This is a genomic window from Achromobacter sp. GW823-FHT04E03, from assembly GCF_058796095.1.
This window is the reverse complement of sequence record NZ_JBXAIJ010000003.1, coordinates 1-17,758: the sequence shown is the minus strand read 5'-3', so window position 1 is coordinate 17,758 and position 17,758 is coordinate 1. Positions and strand designations below refer to the sequence as shown.

15 protein-coding genes are annotated in these 17,758 nt (G+C 63.8%); 9 read left to right on the top strand and 6 right to left on the bottom strand.

Going from position 1 to position 17,758, the window contains the following annotated elements:
- Positions 1 to 21 precede the first annotated feature (21 nt).
- Together AC1RHV_RS19665 and AC1RHV_RS19660 are read left to right on the top strand one after the other, a co-directional pair.
- Positions 22 to 747, top strand: a complete 726-nt coding sequence (locus AC1RHV_RS19665; protein WP_119449142.1) for a polysaccharide deacetylase family protein — start codon at positions 22 to 24, stop codon at positions 745 to 747.
- Positions 722 to 1,870 (top strand): glycosyltransferase family 4 protein, encoded by a 1,149-nt coding sequence (locus tag AC1RHV_RS19660; RefSeq protein ID WP_054451179.1) that lies wholly within the window; start codon positions 722 to 724, stop codon positions 1,868 to 1,870. Before AC1RHV_RS19665 ends, AC1RHV_RS19660 begins: the two co-directional genes overlap by 26 nt.
- Positions 1,871 to 1,900: 30 nt before the next feature.
- Here the strand turns inward: AC1RHV_RS19660 and AC1RHV_RS19655 are convergent, their stop codons facing one another.
- From AC1RHV_RS19655 to AC1RHV_RS19645, 3 genes are read right to left on the bottom strand one after another with little or no spacing between them, the layout of a single operon-like run.
- Positions 1,901 to 2,191 (bottom strand): YkgJ family cysteine cluster protein, encoded by a 291-nt coding sequence (locus AC1RHV_RS19655; protein ID WP_119449143.1) that lies wholly within the window; start codon positions 2,189 to 2,191, stop codon positions 1,901 to 1,903.
- Positions 2,182 to 2,946, bottom strand: a complete 765-nt coding sequence (locus AC1RHV_RS19650) for a YdcF family protein (RefSeq protein ID WP_054451181.1) — start codon at positions 2,944 to 2,946, stop codon at positions 2,182 to 2,184. The genes AC1RHV_RS19655 and AC1RHV_RS19650 overlap by 10 nt, the downstream gene beginning before the upstream one ends.
- Positions 2,947 to 2,966: 20 nt before the next feature.
- Complete coding sequence (locus AC1RHV_RS19645) at positions 2,967 to 3,935, bottom strand: glycosyltransferase family 9 protein (protein ID WP_492301793.1); 969 nt, start codon at positions 3,933 to 3,935, stop codon at positions 2,967 to 2,969.
- A gap of 107 nt (positions 3,936 to 4,042) precedes the next feature.
- Between AC1RHV_RS19645 and msbA the strand changes: the two genes are divergently transcribed.
- From msbA to AC1RHV_RS19630, 3 genes are all read left to right on the top strand, one after another.
- On the top strand, positions 4,043 to 5,818 hold the full coding sequence (msbA, locus tag AC1RHV_RS19640) for a lipid A export permease/ATP-binding protein MsbA (protein WP_054451341.1): 1,776 nt from the start codon (positions 4,043 to 4,045) through the stop codon (positions 5,816 to 5,818).
- A 173-nt stretch (positions 5,819 to 5,991) separates the two neighbouring features.
- Positions 5,992 to 7,794, top strand: coding sequence for a monovalent cation:proton antiporter-2 (CPA2) family protein (locus AC1RHV_RS19635; protein ID WP_192354479.1), 1,803 nt, complete (start codon positions 5,992 to 5,994; stop codon positions 7,792 to 7,794).
- A 507-nt stretch (positions 7,795 to 8,301) separates the two neighbouring features.
- The gene (locus tag AC1RHV_RS19630) at positions 8,302 to 9,774 is read left to right on the top strand and encodes a GGDEF domain-containing protein (RefSeq protein ID WP_492301790.1); all 1,473 of its coding nucleotides are present in this window, start codon (positions 8,302 to 8,304) and stop codon (positions 9,772 to 9,774) included.
- A gap of 69 nt (positions 9,775 to 9,843) precedes the next feature.
- Here the strand turns inward: AC1RHV_RS19630 and AC1RHV_RS19625 are convergent, their stop codons facing one another.
- Together AC1RHV_RS19625 and AC1RHV_RS19620 are read right to left on the bottom strand one after the other, a co-directional pair.
- Positions 9,844 to 10,545 carry a DUF3053 domain-containing protein gene (locus AC1RHV_RS19625; RefSeq protein WP_119449148.1) on the bottom strand — a complete coding sequence of 234 codons (702 nt, stop codon included), beginning with the start codon at positions 10,543 to 10,545 and terminating at the stop codon, positions 9,844 to 9,846.
- A gap of 201 nt (positions 10,546 to 10,746) precedes the next feature.
- On the bottom strand, positions 10,747 to 11,640 hold the full coding sequence (locus AC1RHV_RS19620; RefSeq protein ID WP_054451187.1) for a LysR family transcriptional regulator: 894 nt from the start codon (positions 11,638 to 11,640) through the stop codon (positions 10,747 to 10,749).
- Positions 11,641 to 11,859: 219 nt separating this feature from the next.
- Here AC1RHV_RS19620 and AC1RHV_RS19615 point away from each other — a divergent pair, with 219 nt between their 5' ends.
- From AC1RHV_RS19615 to AC1RHV_RS19600, 4 genes are read left to right on the top strand one after another with little or no spacing between them, the layout of a single operon-like run.
- On the top strand, positions 11,860 to 12,399 hold the full coding sequence (locus AC1RHV_RS19615; RefSeq protein WP_225589142.1) for a TRAP transporter small permease: 540 nt from the start codon (positions 11,860 to 11,862) through the stop codon (positions 12,397 to 12,399).
- Positions 12,396 to 13,667: a TRAP transporter large permease gene (locus AC1RHV_RS19610; protein WP_082400714.1), complete on the top strand. Its 1,272-nt coding sequence runs from the start codon at positions 12,396 to 12,398 to the stop codon at positions 13,665 to 13,667. Before AC1RHV_RS19615 ends, AC1RHV_RS19610 begins: the two co-directional genes overlap by 4 nt.
- A gap of 56 nt (positions 13,668 to 13,723) precedes the next feature.
- Positions 13,724 to 14,716 carry a TRAP transporter substrate-binding protein gene (locus AC1RHV_RS19605; RefSeq protein WP_054451189.1) on the top strand — a complete coding sequence of 331 codons (993 nt, stop codon included), beginning with the start codon at positions 13,724 to 13,726 and terminating at the stop codon, positions 14,714 to 14,716.
- A 58-nt stretch (positions 14,717 to 14,774) separates the two neighbouring features.
- Complete coding sequence (locus AC1RHV_RS19600; RefSeq protein WP_054451190.1) at positions 14,775 to 15,608, top strand: NAD-dependent epimerase/dehydratase family protein; 834 nt, start codon at positions 14,775 to 14,777, stop codon at positions 15,606 to 15,608.
- 2 nt (positions 15,609 to 15,610) lie between these two features.
- On the opposite strand, the gene rng is transcribed toward AC1RHV_RS19600, so the two are convergent.
- Positions 15,611 to 17,074: a ribonuclease G gene (rng, locus tag AC1RHV_RS19595; RefSeq protein ID WP_192354720.1), complete on the bottom strand. Its 1,464-nt coding sequence runs from the start codon at positions 17,072 to 17,074 to the stop codon at positions 15,611 to 15,613.
- Between the last annotated feature and the right edge of the window lie 684 nt (positions 17,075 to 17,758).

The following is a 17,758-nucleotide window of genomic DNA, read 5'->3' as shown; positions in this document are numbered from 1 at the left end:
CGGGCTTTATAATCTGTCCCTATGTCTATCCCCATACTCATGTACCACCAGATCGGCGAGCCCAATCCCAAGGGCACGCCGTTTCGCGGGCTGACGGTGCACCCCGACAGCTTTGCCCGGCAGATGCGCTGGATGCGCAGGCTGGGCTATCGCGGCCTGTCCATGCGCGACGTCATGCCCTATGTCCGTGGCGAACGCCAGGGCAAGGTATTCGGCATTACGTTCGACGACGGCTATCGCAACGTGCACCACAACGCCATGCCGGTGCTGAACGAACTGGGTTTTACCGCCACCAACTATTTCGTGGCGCACCAGTTCGATGGCGGCAATGTGTGGGATCTGGAAAAGGGTATTCCGTTTTCGGCGTTGATGACCGTGAACGAAATGCGGGAATGGGCGCAGGCCGGCCACGAAGTCGGCTCGCACACGCTGGACCATGTGCACCTGCCCCAGATGTCGCCCGACGAGGCCCGCCGCCAGATCGTCCAGTCCAAGGACGAGCTGGAACAGGCGCTGGGGGCGCCGGTCACCGCCTTCTGCTATCCCTATGGCGACCACGGTCCCGAACACCGCGCCATGGCGCGCGAAGCCGGCTACGACAACGCCACGCTGACCCAGCGCGGCCTGGCCGCGGCCTCGGATGATCCCTACGGGCTGCCGCGGGTCACGGTGTCGCGCTCCACCAACATCATCCGCTTCCTGCAGAAGTGCCTGACCCGGTATGAAGACTCCCGCCGGCGCGGTTGAACGGCGGCTGCGCATCGCGCTGCTGGTCGACCGCTTCGGCAATCGCTTTGGCGGCGCCGAAGCCTATGGCGTGGAACTGATGCGGGTGCTCGGACAGCGCCATGACGTATCCATCGTGGCGCGCGACTTCGACAGCGACCTGCCGTTTCCCTTCCTGCCCGTGCGTTTTCCTGGCTGGCTGCCCAGCTGGATGCGCGTGCTGTACTTCGCCTGGCGCGCCGACCGGCTGACCCGCGGCCGCTATGACATCGTGCATTCCCACATGAATGGCTGGGCCGGCGAAATCCAGGTCATGCACGTGACGCCGGTGCGCTACAACCGGCTGACCCGCGTCAAGCCGTTGCAGCGCCTGACCGCTTGGCTCTCCCCACGGCTGGCCACCTATCTGCTGCTGGAAAAGCTGCGCGTGCGCCAGGCGCCCGCAAGGCGCGTGGTGGCGGTGTCAGGACTGATCATGGACCAGCTGCACCGCAGCTACGGTCCGCAGCTGCCGGTGGACATCATCGCGCCCGGGGTCAAGCTGCCGACCGCGGCGCAAATGGAAGGCCGCGAGGCCACCCGCGCCAGCCTGGGCTGGGGCGCGGATACCATCGGCTGTCTGCTGGTCGCCCGCAATCCCTTGCGCAAGGGATTGCCGGCGCTATTGGACGCGCTGGCGCAACTGCCGCCGCAGTACCGGCTGCTGGTCGTGGGCGCGGACGAACCTACCCGCGAACGCGTGCGCGCGGCAGGCGCCATCGCCAGCCGCGTCACCCTGATCGATCCCACCCCCGATGTCGCCCGCTACTTCAGCGCCGCCGACATCTACGCGCATCCGACGCTGAACGACAGCTACGGCATGGCGCCGCTGGAAGCCATGTCGCACGGACTGCCGGTCGTGGTGAGTTCGCCCGCTTACTGCGGCTTCGCGCAGTACCTGTCGGCGGGCAAGGACGCGCTCATCCTGCAGGATCCGCGCGACGGCGCCCAACTGGCGCAGGCGCTGGAGCGGCTGGGCTCCGAACCCGTGTTGCGGGCGGCACTGGCCGAACGCGGCCTTGAGATTGCGCGCGAGCAAAGCTGGGAAACGGTGGCGGCGCGCTACGAGGCGCTGTACCGCCAGGTGCTGCAAGAACGCAGCTGAGAGCTGGGTCGAGCTGGCGCGTGGCCCGGCTCAATGGCCGGGCGCCGTCGCCTGTTCGAGTTCACCCAGCCAGTGGATCGCGTGGTCGCGGTCGGCGCCGCACATCTCGGCCTGAGGCTGCAGCCCGCCGCAGAAATCCGGGCGCGACGGCTGGCCGAAAATCGCGCAGCGCATGTCAGGCAGCAGCTGGATACAGGGTACGCCGGCGGGTTTGCCCTGCGGCATGCCGGGTATAGGCCGGGTGATTGACGGCGCGATGCAACAGGCGCCGCAGCCGGGCCGGCATTCCAGCGCGGCGGGCGCCTGCGGATTCAGACCCATCCGCGCAGCCAATAGATGAACAGGCCGGCGTATTCCTTGAGGATGGAACGGCTGGCGTCATAGGCCCGCTGATTCGGGATCCACAGGGGCACGGAGCCGTCGGCGGGCTCCACGATCTGCGGTGGCGCGGGGGCGGCTATCGCCTCCACGCCCTGCTTGGAAAAGGCCGCCATCGCGCGCGGCATATGCAACGCGGAAGTCACCAGCAGCACCTTGCCGATGCCGCGCGCCTTGAGTTGATCCTCGGTCAAGGCCGCGTTCTCATACGTGGTGCGGCTGGAGTTTTCCAGGATGAGCGCCGTGTCCGGCACGCCCTGCTGGCGGATGGCGTGCGCCATGCCGCGGGCTTCGCTGACGTCGCCTTCCAGCGCGCCGCCCGACAGCAGCACCTTGGGAGCGCGTCCGGCCAGATAAAGCTGCGCCGCCGTGTCGATCCGGACCACGGCGGTTTCCTTGTCATACGGCAGGAACCAGTTGGCGCGCCCGTTGGCGGTGTTGCCGCCCAGCACCACGATGGCGTCGGCGGTCGGGGATTCGGCTGGCGGCAGATGCGGATAACGGTGTTCCAACGCGCCGCCGGCCCAGATCGACGTCGCGGGTAGAGACCAGGCCAGCGACCACAAAAGACCGGCGACGATGAGCGAACCGCCGGTCTTGCGGAACCGGAACAGACCCAACACCAGTCCGATGGCTACCAGGGTCAGGCTCAAGTTGTAAGGAATGATCAGATTTGTGAGATAGCTGGACAAGGGCATCTTGAAAAAAATCCTGATTACTACGTCTCGTCCAGCAGGAGGCGGGCTTGCTGTTCCACCTCATCGCCGGACGGCCATGCATGCTCCGTGCCTACGCAGACGGCGCGTGGCGACCACGGGCCGGTGCGTCCCGGACGCGTGACGCCGAACAGCGTCAGTTCGCTGGCGTTGGCGGCTGCGGCGATGTGCGAGACACCAGAATCGTTACAAATCACCAGCGCCGCCCGCGCCGTCAACGCTGCGAATGCGCCCAGGGACAGGGGAGGCAGCAGCAGCGCCGTAGGGGCATTGCGCCGCGCCTCCTCGGTTTCGGCCGGAGGAGGGCACATTACCACGGTATGACCGCGGGCCTGCAAGGCCCGGGTTAGTGTATCGAATCCCGGCCACACCTTGATTTTGCCCTTGTGCAGGCCCGTGGCCGTCGGCGCGATCAGCACGAAACGTTGGCCTGCCAGCCCGGCGGCTTCCAGCGCCAGATCGGCGGCGCTCTGGTGGGCGGACGTCAGCGGCAGGTCCAGGGTCGGACCGGGTTCGGCCGGGCCGCTGGGCAGGCCCCAGCGGGTCAGGGCTTCGCGGGTCAGGTGATGCCAGGACTGGACCGCGTGCAGCGTGTCGCTGGGTTTGGCAAAGGGCCAGCGCAACAGGAAGCTGCGGCCGTCGTCGCGATAGCCGGCCGACGGCAGTCCGGCCAGACGGAATACCAGCGCGCTGGACAGCGAGTCCGGCAGCAGCAATCCGCGGGCGCGGCGCCCCGGGGCGCCCAGGCTGCGCCGGTGGGCGCTGACCGCGGCCCGGTCCGGGCCGACCTTGCCGCGCATGGGGATGAAATCCTGCTTGGCCACGCCGTCCAGCAGGTCGCGGGCCCAGGGGCGGGCGCAGATCACCAGGGGCAGGCCGCTGGCGTGCAAGGCGCGCAGGCTGGGCAGGCTCATGCAAACATCGCCCACCCAATTGGGTAACCGGACGTACAAGCAGCTGATATCGGACATGGAAGGGCGCTGGGCGCGTTAAGGCTGAAGGGGACATGGCCCGGGCGGCGACTTGTCGCGCAGCCGGTACAATTCTGGCCACAATTGTATAAAAGCGAGTGATTCCTTTGAATTCTGCCGCACGCAACGCGCCCGCGAGTTCCCAACCTGTCAAAGCCGAACTCTGGAGTCGGATCTACAGCCGCGTGGGCTCCTACTGGAAGGGATTGTTGCTTGCCGTCCTGCTGATGGCCGGCGCGGCCGCCACGCAGCCCGTCCTGGCAGTCATCATGAAGCCCTTGCTGGACGGCGGCTTTTCGGGCGCCAAGCCATACTACGTCTGGGCGCTGCCGCTGGCGGTGGTCGGCCTGATCCTGCTGCGCGGCATCTGCAACTTCTTCAGCGATTACCTGCTGGCCTGGGTCGCCAACAACGTCCTGCTGGGCATGCGCAAGGATATGTTCGAGCGCCTTCTGGGCCTGCCCGACGCCGACTTCAAGCAGGGCGACACCGGCCGCCTGCTCAATCGCTTCACCATCGATGCCGGCAACGTCACCGGCTACGCCACCGACGTCATCACCGTGCTGGTGCGCGAAACCCTGGTCGTCGTCGCGCTGATCTGCGTGCTGCTGTACATGTCCTGGGTGCTGACGCTGATCATCCTCATCATGCTGCCGGTGTCGGTGCTGATCTCGCGCTTCTTCATCAAGCGCCTGCGCCGCATCAATCGCGAAACCGTCAACATGAACGCCGAACTGACCCGCGTGGTCGGCGAAGGCATCGACGGCCAGCGCGTCATCAAGCTGTTCGACGGCTATGAAGTCGAACGCGGCCGTTTCGATTTCGTCAGCCGCCGCCTGCGCCGCTTCGCCATGCGCACGGCCACGGCGGACGCCGCCCTGACGCCGCTGACCCAGGTCTGCATTTCCATCTCGGTCGGCGCGGTCATCGCCGTGGCGCTCAGCCAGGCCAACCACGGCGCCTTGACCGTGGGCAGCTTCGCGTCCTTCATGGCGGCGCTTGCCCAGATTTTCGACCCCATCAAGCGCCTGACCAACGTCGCCGCCCGCATGCAGAAGATGCTGGTGTCGGCCGAAAGCGTGTTCACGCTGATCGACCAGGTACCCGAAAACGATACCGGCACCAAGGAACTGGCCGAGCCCGTGCGCGGCAAGGTGGAATTCCGCAGCGTCTCGCACCGGTTCCCCGATGCCGACCGCGATACCGTCAATGGCATTTCCTTCACCGTGGAACCCGGCCAGACCGTGGCCCTGGTAGGACGCTCGGGCAGCGGCAAGACCACTCTGGTCAACATGCTGCCGCGATTCGTGCTGGCCGATAGCGGCTCCATCCTGGTGGACGACACGCCGATCGACGAACTGACGCTGCGCAGCCTGCGCTCGCACCTGTCGCTGGTGAGTCAGGACGTGGTGCTGTTCGACGACACCATCGCAGCCAACGTCGGCTACGGCGCGCTGGGCAAGTCGAGCGAACAGAAGGTGCGCGATGCGCTGGCGGCCGCCAATCTGCTGGAGTTCGTCGAAGGCTTGCCGCAAGGGCTCAATACGCCGGTGGGCGAAAACGCCGCCCGCCTGTCCGGCGGCCAGCGCCAGCGCCTGGCGATCGCCCGCGCGCTGATCAAGAACGCGCCCATCCTGATCCTGGACGAAGCCACTTCCGCACTCGACAACGAATCCGAGCGTCAGGTCCAGGCCTCGCTGGAGCGCCTGATGAAGGGCCGGACCACGCTGGTCATCGCCCACCGCCTGTCCACCGTGCAAAACGCCGACCGCATCATCGTGCTGGATGCCGGCAAGATCGTCGAGCAAGGCCCGCACGCCGAGCTGCTGGCCGCCAACGGCCTGTACGCCTCGCTCTACAAGATGCAATTCCGCGACGATTGATCCAGTCAACCGCCTGTCCCGGGCGGTTGTTCGTTCCTGTCGCATTTCCGGATTGCCAAGCGCCCGGATTGCCGGAAAATGGAGCCGGGCCTGCCGGCAGGCCCGGCTCCCGCCCGCTGCGGGCGGAGCGGCGCCCCGAGGCGCTTTGGTCCGCCGTGCATCTGGAGCGTCCCATGTCCCTGCCTGCCGAAGGCAATCAGCTAGTCAATGTCGTCGTCCTGCTGGGGGCTGCGGTCGTCGCGGTTCCGCTGTTCAAGCGCCTGGGGTTGGGGTCCGTCCTGGGATACCTGGCCGCCGGCCTGGTGATCGGGCCCTTCGGCCTCGGCTTGTTCTCCGATCCCAAATCCATCCTGCACGTAGCCGAATTGGGCGTGGTGATGTTCCTGTTCATCATCGGCCTGGAAATGCAGCCCTCCCGGTTGTGGAAGCTGCGCGGCGAGATCTTCGGCCTGGGCGTCGCGCAGGTGCTGGCCTGCGGCGGGCTGCTGACGGCGGTGGGCCTGCTGGCGGGGCTGTCGGGCCCGGCGGCTTTCATGGCCGCGATGGGCTTCGTGCTGTCGTCCACGGCCATCGTCATGCAGATACTGGGCGAGCGCGGCGACACCGCCAGCGCGCAGGGCCAGCGCATCGTCTCGATCCTGCTGCTGGAAGACCTGGCCATCGTGCCGCTGCTGGCCCTGGCCACCCTGCTGGCGCCGGCCGACACTTCCAGCCGTGGCGATCCGTGGATTCAGTCGGCCATCGCGGTGGCCTGCATCCTCGCATTGCTGGCCGCCGGCCGTTGGCTGCTCAATCCGCTGTTCCGGTTATTGGCCGCCGCACATGCGCGCGAGGTCATGACGGCCGCCGCATTGCTGGTGGTGCTGGGCGCGGCGCTGCTGATGGAACTGGGCGGCCTGTCCATGGCGATGGGCGCTTTCCTCGCGGGCGTGCTGCTGTCCGAGTCTACCTTCCGCCATCAGTTGGAAGCCGAAGTCGAGCCGTTCCGCGGCATATTGCTGGGCCTGTTCTTCCTGGGCGTGGGCATGTCGCTGGACCTGTCGGCGGTGGCGCGCGAATGGCCGCTGATCCTGGCCGCGGTGGTGGTGTTCATGCTGGTGAAATCGGTGGGCGTGTACGTGGTGGCGCGAGTGCTGCGCGCGACCCACGCCGAGGCCATGACGCGCGCGGCCCTGTTGGCGCAGGGCGGTGAATTCGCCTTCGTCCTGTACGGGGCGGCGGCCGCCGCCGGCATCTTCGATGCCCACACGGGCGCCGTGCTGACTGCGGTCGTCATCATTTCCATGGCGCTCACGCCCTTGTGCGTGCTGGCGTTGCGCTGGCTCCTGCCCAAGCCGCAGCCCTCAATGGAAGACGTGGATGTGGCCAAGGATCTGGAGGGCTGTGCGCTCATCGTGGGCTTTGGCCGTTTCGGCCAGATCGTGACCCAGGCGATGCTGGCCCGCGACCTGACGGTCTCCATCCTGGATACCGACACCGACGCGATCCGGGCAGCGGCCAAATGGGGCGTCAAGGTCTATTACGGCGACGGCACGCGCATCGACATGCTGCGCACCGCCGGCGCGGAAAATGCCTGCGCCATCCTGATCTGCATCGACGATCCGAAGGCGGTCAACCACATGGTCAAGCTGATCAAGGCCGAATTCCCGCTGGTGCGGGTGGTGGTGCGCGCCTATGACCGCATCCATTCGTTGGCGCTGGCCAAGGAAGGGGTCGACTATCAGGTGCGCGAAACCCTGGAGTCGGCGCTGGCCTTCGGCGAGGCCGCGCTGCGCGTGATCGGAGTGCCTCCTGATGAAGCCGCCGAGGTGGTGCAGGATGTGCGCCGGCGCGACACCGAGCGTTTCGACCTGGAGGTGGCGGGCGGCCTGTTCGCCGGCCGCTCGTTGCTTTACGGCAATATGACCAGCGCCCCGGACGGCCGCAACGACCAGCCCGACCGGGAAACCGAGAGGGCGGCCAGCCCGATCGCGTAACCGACTATTTCCATATCGTTGCATTACTTTTCGCATCATGTCATGCGCAGGCGCTGGCGGCTGAGGTAGATTTATCCGCACTGACTCTTCATCCACGACGAGCATTTGCCAGGGGGCTGCCATGCTGCAATCGGATCGGATTTCCACGACGCCGCACGCTGTTGGAGTAGAACTGGCCCGGCGGCAGGCCCGGACCCTGCGCTGCGGATTTTCGGCGGGCTCGATGCGCCAGTTGGTGTCGCATACGGGCGGAGCGGGCCCGGCATGGTCCATCGGCGCGCACCGCGAAGCCGACAGGGCCAGAGGCGCCAAGGCCTTTCCCTTCCGCATTGCGGCGGTCGCGGCGACTTGAGGAAGCCGTCGCGCAGAAGGCGCCATGCGGGCGTTGCTCGGGTTTTTTTAGGGGCGGATCTTGCGCGGCATGTCCGGCGGCGGCATCATCTGCGGCGTAAATCTCTGCCGGAGTGATCCGCGTCCCCCGGACGTCCCCGGCGTAGGAGCGCCGTATTGAAGTCTCGCGGGTTTGTGCAACGCGCCCTGTATGCGTTGGGGGTGCTCGTCGCAATCGGCATCTGCGCGGCCGCGGTCGCGCTGCTCTGGATCGACCGCCGCGCCACCTGGGAGGCCGCCCACGCTTCGGCGCGCAACATTACCGGCGTGCTTTCCGCGGACATCAGCCGCACCCTGCATGTCTACGACCTGTCGCTACAGGGCATGGCCGAACGCCTGCGCGAACCGGGCCTGGCTCAGCTGGCTCCTGAAACCCAGCGCCGTTTCCTGTTCGACCGGCCATCCACCGCCGAATACCTGGGCGCCGTGGTGGTGCTGGATAAGAACGGCGATATCCGTTACCACTCCGGGGACCTGGATACGCCGGATGTGAGTTTCGCCGACCGGGATTTCTTCCAGGTGCATCGCGATGCCGATGACGTCGGCATGTATGTCAGCAAGCCCTATCGCAGCCGCCTGCGCGGTGGCGACGAGAGCATCGCCGTCAGCCGGCGCCTTTCCAATCCGGACGGCAGCTTCGCCGGCGTGGTGGGCGGTTCGCTGCGCCTGGCGTATTTCCGCGACCGCTTTGCCGAGCTGTCGATCGGCGAGCGCGACGAGATCAGCGTCTTCCGCAACGACGGTCTGGTGCTGCTGCGCGCCCCATATTCCCGGAGCGACCTGGGCAGCGACATCGGCATGGCGCTGGATTTCCAGCAGTTCCTGATCCGCCGCGAAGGCTCGTTCGTTGGGGAGCTGTCGCCGGACGGCGTGAACCGCTACTACACCTTCGCCAGCATCGAGGACACGCCGCTCATCATCGACGTGGCCATGGACGTGGATGAGCTGATGGAGCCCTGGGACCGCCGCGCGTTCTTCATCATCCCCGTGACCACGGCGCTGCTGCTGTCGGTCGTGGCGCTGATCGTGTTGTTCAGGCGCGAGATGACCCTGCGCAAGGCGGTCGAGACGCAGCTGGCTATACAGGCGCGCACGGATGGGCTCACTGGCCTGGCCAACCGGCGCGCGTTCGACGAAGCGCTGGAACGCGAATGGCAGAATGCGCGCCGAGAGCGCGTGCCGCTGTCGCTGCTGTTCCTGGATGCCGACCATTTCAAGAGCTACAACGACCGCTACGGCCATCAGAAGGGAGATCAACTGCTGGCGGCGCTGGCGCGAGTGCTCAAGAAAAAGGCCCGGCGACCCCGCGATCTGGCGGCGCGCTATGGCGGCGAGGAATTCGTCGTGTTGCTGCCCAATACCAGCCGCCAACGCGCCGCGGAGATTGCGGAAGGCATCAGGCGGGCGGTTGCCGCCCTGAAGGTGCCGCATGCAGACGCCGCCGCCGGTATCGTCACCATCAGCGTCGGGGTCGCGACGGCGGTGCCGCAGGCCGACGACGCGGTCGCCAGCCTGGTAGAGGCGGCCGATGCGGCCGTCTACCAGGCCAAGGAGTCCGGCCGCAATCGCGTGGCAGTGGCCGGGACCTGAGCTGGCGCCGCATTAAAAAACCCCGCCGCGCTTATCGCGCGGCGGGGTTTTTTTTAAGCGCCGCGTGGCTTAGCGGCCGACCATGACGGCCTGCATGCGCGTTTGCGCCTGCTGCACGTTCTTGGCTTGCGCGTTCAGGTCCTGCAGCAGCTTGTTCAGCTCGGTCTGCACGGCGGGATCCTGGACCTTGACGATGGGACCGGAAATATCGATCTGCGCGGCGTGCGCGGCGACGTAATCGGCGATCTTCAGGCTGCTGTCGAAGGTCGCGTTCAGCTGCGGCAGCACGTCGCGGAAGGTATCGGCCGGCAGGCTCACGGTCTTCTCGTAGGCCTTGTCGTACACCGCCTTCAGGTCTTCCGGCTGCTTGAGCTGAGCGCGCGCGGCGTCAGCCTTGGCCTGCTGTTCCTTCAGCGCCACGCCCATTTCATTGAGCGAGGCTTGCACGGCCTTGAGGTCGTCGCGACGCGTCACGATATCGTTCAGCGAACGCATGGAGCCCTTCTGCATGATGCCCGACAAGGGCTTCACCGAAGCATCCATGCCCGCATTGAAGTCGGTGATCACCGCATATTGCGCGGCGTAGTCGCCGAAGGACTTCTTCTCTTCATCCGTCAACTGCGGGACGCGCACGCCGGGCTTGTCGACGATGCGGGTCTGCAGGAACTGCGTGAACGCGGCACGCTGTTCGGGTTCCTTGTTGCCGCAAGCGGCCAGCATCAACGGCAGCGCTGCGGCCAATACCAGGAACGGACGGAAAAGGGACTTCATCGCATCGAACTCCTAAAAGCGAAAGAAAGAAATTTTCAGGGTATACCCTGAAGGCGCCCGCAGCTTATCGGGTCGTCCTCGTTGCCGCCATCGCTTTCAGAATTGTTTGCAATCGAATCTTTAAGACACAAAATTCACACATAATGAAGTGAAGTTGCGTCCGCCACCTGTTACGCGTGCGCGCGCGTTTCCGTGTTTCCGCTATTCCTGGACGGCGATTTCCCGCAATGCCGCAGTCAGCAGTTCCGCGGACCTCGACAGCGAGCGGCCCGCGCGCCGCAGGATCCCGATGTGCCGATATAACGGCGGGCTGCTGATCGAAACGCAACGCAGGCGGTTGGTATCGCCTTCGCGGGCAGCCAATTCAGAAAGAATGGCGACGCCCAGTCCCTGTGCCGCCATCGCCAGCACGGTCGAGTTGTAGACGACCTCATAGGCCGCCGGCAGCGAGATCTTCAACTTGTCGGCCGCCGCCTCGATGTGCGTGCGGATGCTGCTCTCCCGCACCGGCAATATCAACGGATGCTCGGCCAGATCCTTGAGCGTCACGGTGTCCGGCGCAGCCCAGGGATAGTCATGCGCCATGTAGGCGCAAAAGCGGTCGGTCACCAGTTGCTCCCAGACCAGCTCCTGATCGCGCTTGATCGGACTGCCGATCCCAAAATCGACCTCGCCGCTGCGGGTCATGTCGTTGACGCGCGAGGCCACGGTGTCCCGCACGCAGACGGTGATCCGCGGGTAGTCGCGGTTCAGCCTGTGGATCGCTTGCGGCAACAGGCCGGCGGCCAGGGAGGGCAGCACGGCAACGGTCACCGTGCCGCGTTCACGATCGCTGGTGTCGCGGGCCTGGGTCACCAGGTCTTCGATTTCAGCCACCAGTTTCTCGATGCGCGGATAGAGCTCCTGGCCCCGTGGCGTCAGGCTGACGCTGCGGTGGTTGCGGTCGAACAGCCGCGTACGCAGATGGGACTCGAGCTGCTGGATCTGTATGGTCAGCGCCGACTGGGAAATATTCAGTTCGTGAGCCGTCCTGGTGAAGTTGCCTAAACGCGCGATCGTGAGGAAAGCGCGTAACTGCTTGAGATCACTCAACATTATCGAAACTCCGGTTCAAGGCGCGAGGGCTCGGCGATCGTTTTTTTTGAAAAGAATGTTCCGTTATTTGAATTTTACGAATCGCATGCCGCTGAGTATATTTCCTATCGAACGCCTGGCTCAAAAAGGCGGCAAATAAATAAATGAGACAAAGAGGGAGGGCTCCGCATGGCCGGGTATTGTGCCTCACACCAGAGGCTTCAATCGCTGCAGCGAATAATGGATTCGATAAATGCTGCGGCTGAAAAGTGCGCCGGACTGTTTCTTATAGGAATGGTCCTGGCTATTTCAATTTCTGTATTTGTACGGCTGCTTTACACCTACACCGGCATTCCATTTTCCACGCCCTGGGCGGAAGAACTGGGCCGTTTCATGATGGTCGGCAGCGTCTTCATTGGCGGCGCGGTCGCGACTTACCGCCTGCGCCTGATCGGCGTCGACGCCTTCATCGGCATGGTGCCGGAGTCGGTCGCGCGCTGGCTGCGTGTTGTTGCCCATATCCTGACCTTGATGCTGGCCGTACTGCTGGCCTGGAAGTCGATCAGATTGATCGAACTCGGCATGAGGCAGACCTCGCCCGCGATGGAAATGCCCATGGCTTACATCTACGTATTCATGTTCATCGGTTGCGTGCTGATGAGCCTGAATACCTTCGCGCACGTCATCAAGGAACTGATGAGCGTCGAAGCATCGCAGCAAGGCGGCGAGACGGAAAGAGCCGCCGCCGCCATGCAAAATAGTGAAGGAGGGGCGCTGTGATCCCGGTCCTGTTTTTATCGTTTACGGCGATCCTGATAATCGGCGCGCCCATCGTCACCGCGCTGGGGATGTCCGCCGCGTTCGCCCTGCAGGCGGGCGACCGTTCGCTGCTGATCGTGGCGCAGATGGCGTTCCAGTCGCTCGATTCGTTCAGCCTGATGGCCGTGCCATTCTTCATCCTGGCCGGGCATCTGATGTCCTCGGGCGGCGTCGCTGCCAGGCTGGTGCAACTGGCCAATGCCTTCGTCGGCTGGATCCGCGGCGGGCTGGGCGCGGTCGCGGTGCTGACCTCGCTGCTGTTTGCGACGGTTTCCGGTTCCTCGTCCGCAACCACCGCCGCGATCGGCTCCGTACTGATCCCGGAAATGGAAAAGAAGGGCTACCCCAGGTCGTTCGCGGCTTCCATTGCCGCATCCTCCGGCGAACTGGGGGCGATCATCCCGCCATCGATTCCGATGATCGTGTATGCGTTGACGGCAAACGTATCGGTAGGCTCTCTGTTTCTCGCGGGCATCCTGCCGGGTCTGCTGATCACCGTGTCGCTGATCCTCACGGTCTGCCTGGTTGCCCGTTTCCAGGGCTTTGACGAAGTCACTGCGGTGAGCTTCACCGCATGGCTGAAGGGTGTGCTGGTCGCCCTGAAGGACGCGACGCTGGCGCTGATGATGCCGGTAATCATCCTGGGCGGGATCTACGGCGGCTTGTTTACCGCGACCGAGGCCTCCTGCATCGCCGTGCTGTACGGGCTTGCGCTCGGGCTGTTCGTCTACAAGGAAATTACGGTCAAGGATCTGCTCGGCATTTTCGCGCGCTCCGCGGTGATGTCCTCCATCATCCTGCTGATCGTGGCGTTCGCGGCCGTGTTCGCCTACCTGCTGACGATCAATCAGGTGCCGCAGCAGGTCGCCGCGATGCTCGGCTCGGTGACGACCAATCCGATCGTGTTCCTGTTGCTGGTGAACGTCATGCTGTTCCTGGTCGGCATGTTCATCGAGGCGCTGGCGGCGATCCTGATTATCGTGCCCATCCTGGCGCCCATCAGCGTGGCTTTCGGCATCGATCCCATCCACTTCGGCATGATCGTCATCACCAACCTGGCGGTCGGCATGGTGACGCCTCCGGTCGGTGTGAACCTGTTCGTGGTGTGCGAAGTCGCCCAATTGAAAATGCACCAGTTGGCGAAGTATCTGGTCATCTTCCTCGCCGTCCTGGTGCTCGACGTCCTGATTATTTCTTACGTGCCCGCCATTAGTACCTTTTTCTTATAAAAACTAGATCGGCCGCCCGAGGACAGCGTCCTTCGGGCGGCTGGAAAACCGAGGAGATGGAAGTGAAGCTATTCAAGAAGATGTTTGGCGCCGGCGTCCTGAGCGCCCTCATGTTTTCTGCGCCGTCGCACGCGTTGAACATGGACGTCGGGCATACGCTCACGACGGACAGCCCTTTTCACGTGGGAGCGCAGAAATTCGCCGAAGTGCTGAAGGCGAAATCGAACGGGAAGATCACGATTTCCGTGTTCCCGCATTCGCAGCTGGGCGGCGAACTGACCATGATCCAGGGTGCGGTAGCGGGTGCTACCGACCTGGTCATCACGGGCCAGCCGACACTGAATGGCATCGTCAAGGAATTCCTGGTCTTTGATTCGCCGTTCCTGTTCGACAGCGTCGATCAGGCCAATCAGATCCTCAACGGGCCGGCCGGCGACAAATTCATGGAAGTCCTGCCCAAATACGGCCTGGTTGGCTTGGGCTGGTTTTCGGCGATCGAACGCAACGTCTTCGGCAACCGGCCCGTCAATTCGGCCGAAGACCTGAAAGGCATGAAGATCCGCGTCATCCAGTCGCCGGGTTATGTGGAAAGCTACAAGGCCCTGGGGGCGCAAGCCACTCCCATGGCGTACTCGGAGCTGTATCTGGCCCTGCAACAGAAAGTGCTCGATGGCGGCGAGACGACGCCGGACCAGTTCGTCTCGGATAAATTCATCGAAGTCTCCAAGTACTTCAACATGACGCACGTGAACATCCATCCGGCGCTGCTGCTCATGTCCAAGGACCGCTGGGACCGCTTCTCGCCCGCGGAACAGAAAATGATCAAGGAGTCGGCGGACGAGGCCATGGCCTACGCGCGCGACTATTACAAGAAGGTCTACGACGAGGGTATGAAAACGATGCAGGCAAGGGGCGTGTCCATTGTCTATCCCAGCAATCTCGATTCGCTGGTGCAGGCCACGCGGCCGGTCGTGAAAAAGCTCGTCGGCGAAGCCCCCAACGGGCAGGCGCTCTACGACGCCGTGATCGCCGCCAAGCAGAAGCAGTAACCGGCGCAAACGGCATCGGCCCCGGCGCTTTCATACTCAAGAGAAACTGGACAGATTGATGACACCCTTCAACCAACCCGAAAACCTGCGCGTGCTGATTACCGGAGCGGCCGGCAACATCGGCCTTTGCCTGCGTACTCACTTGCGCGGCCGCTATGCCTTGCTGCGCCTGGCTGACATTGCGCCGCAGGAACCGGCGCAAGCCGGCGAGGAAATCTGCACGATGGACGTCCGGGACATCGAGTCCCTGGAACGCTGCATGGAGGGTATTGATTGCGTCATCCATCTGGCCGGCATACCCGGCGCCGATGTCTGGGAAAAAATCCTGCCGATGAATATCGAGGGCTGCTACAACGTATTCGAGGCGGCCCGGCGCCAGAACGTGCGCCGGGTGGTGTTCGCCAGCTCGAACCACGCTATCGGCTATCACCGCCGGGAAAAATTCCTCGATGACACCGTACAGCCTCGGCCCGACTCGCTGTATGGCGTCTCGAAGGTGTTCGGCGAGGGCCTGGGCCGGATGTATGCCGACAAGTACGGCATGTCTGTCGCCTGCCTGCGGATCGGGACGTTCCGTACGCCCGACCGCCCGAGCGAGGCCCGCCAGCTGTTGACCTGGATCAGCCACCGCGACATGGCGCAACTGGCAGCGCGCTGCGTCGAGCATGCGTCCTACCATTTCACGGTGGTCTACGGGGTGTCGAACAACCTGCGCAACCGCTGGGACAATTCCAACGCGAAATTCCTGGGCTACGCGCCGCAGGACGATTCCGAAGTGTTCGCCCCGGAAATCCTGGCTCAGAACATCCCCGAGGACCCCATCGCGGCCCAGTTCCACGGGGGCTTTTATTGCCCCCTGGAATTCGTCGGGACCACGGACAGGATTTCCTGAAATCAGACCAGGATGATGTCGTACTGCTCTTGAGAGTACGCGCCTTCCACTTCCAGCGAAATGCGCTTGCCCACGAAGTCGCCCAGCATCGCCAGATGCTGGCTTTCTTCTTCCAGGAACAGGTCAACCACCTCTTGCGAGGCGAGGATGCGGAATTCCTTGGGATTGAATTGCCGCGCCTCGCGCAGGATCTCGCGCAGGATTTCATAGCAGACGGTACGCGGCGTACGCACATTGCCGCGCGCCTCGCACATGGGGCAGGGCTCGCATAGCTGATGCGCCAGCGAGTCGCGGGTGCGCTTGCGCGTCATTTCCACCAGCCCCAGTTGTGTAAAGCCGTTGACCGTCATGCGGGTGCGGTCGCGCGCCAGCGCCTTCTTCAGTTCGGCCAACACCGTTTCGCGGTGCTCCTGTTCCTCCATGTCGATGAAGTCCAGGATGACGATGCCGCCCAGGTTGCGCAGCCGCAGCTGGCGCGCAATGGCCTGGGCCGCTTCCAGGTTGGTCTTGAAGATGGTGTCGTCGAAATTGCGGCCGCCCACGAAGCCGCCGGTATTGACGTCGACCGTGGTCAGCGCCTCGGTCTGGTCGATGATGAGATAGCCGCCCGACTTCAGGTCCACTCGTCGAGAGAGCGCCCGGGCAATCTCATCGTCCACATTGGCGGTGTCGAACAGGGGGCGCTCCCCGCTGTAGTGCTGGATGCGGCCCACGACCGAGGGCGTATAGATGCGCGCCCATTCCAGCATCGCGGCACTGGTCGTGCGGGAATCCACAAGAATGGTTCCGGTGCTCGGGCCCACCATGTCGCGCAGCACGCGCTGCGCCAGGGTCAGATCCTGGTGCAGCAGGGCGGGGGCCGGCTGGGTGCGCGCCGCCGCCTGGACGCTGGTCCACAATTTACGCAGATACTCCAGATCGGCCGTCAGCTCCTCGTCATTGGCGCCTTCGGCCTGCGTGCGGACGATGAAGCCGCCTTTTTCCTCTGCCGGCATCAAGGCCTGCAAGCGTTCGCGTAGCTGGATGCGTTCGGATTCGTCGTCGATCTTCTGCGAAATGCCGATATGCGGATCGTGCGGCAGGTAAACCAGCATCCGGCCCGCCATGCTGATCTGGGTGGAAAGTCGTGCGCCCTTGGTGCCCAGGGGATCCTTGACCACCTGAACCATGATGGTCTGTCCCTCGAACAGCAGCTTTTCGATCGGGGTGGGAGTCAGCCCCTGGCTTCTTTCGCCCCGGTTCTCGCGCAGGTCCGCGATGTGGATGAAAGCGGCGCGCTCCAGTCCGATATCGATGAAAGCGCTCTGCATGCCCGGCAGTACACGGACGACACGCCCCAGATAGATATTGCCGACATGGCCCCGCTGGATGCTGCGTTCTACGTGCAGCTCCTGTACCGACCCTTGTTCCACCAGCGCAACGCGGGTTTCGAAGGGGGTGACATTGATCAGGATATCTTCGCTCAGGGCGATGGCTGGGGGCATAGCGTGTTCGTCTCCAGTAAGGTGCGGCGTACAGGCGAATAGTAAACGTAGGGCAAGGCGGACAAGACAACTATCTATATGGGGCAACCGCGGGAATCACCACTATATATAGGGGAGGGGACCGGGGCAGCCGCTGAACAAGCATGGGGATCGGTCTTTTTGCGCCACGCGAAAAAACTGTGCTATAGTCTCGCTCCTTCGCAGTTCGGGCAGTTTTGAACCGCGAAGCCAAGCAAGCACAACAGGTCGGGCAAGAGGATTCGAGCCAGGTCTGCCGCAAAGCAGTCAGAAATGAACGCCCTGCGGTTATTGCAAGGATTGCAGCAAGTTAGGCAAAAGCCAGTTGCACAATCTGCAAAAATCGTGTTATAGTCTTGGGCTTGGCAGTTGCCGAAATATCAGGGTTAACCCTGATATTTCGATAGCTGCTAAGAGAGGCAGGCCTGAAGGGGTCGCAAGCAAGAAAGCGAAACGCAGTATGTGACGCCGACTTGACAAGCGAAAAAAACTTCTTCATAATCTCGTTTCTCTGCTGCAAACAACGCGGCGCCAGCGAAAGCGGCGTAGCGAAGCGAGCAGGCAGTAAGTAGTACAGAATTTAGCAGTACCGCTCTTTAACAATTAAACAACCGATAAGTGTGGGCGCTTGATGCGAGTGCATAGTGG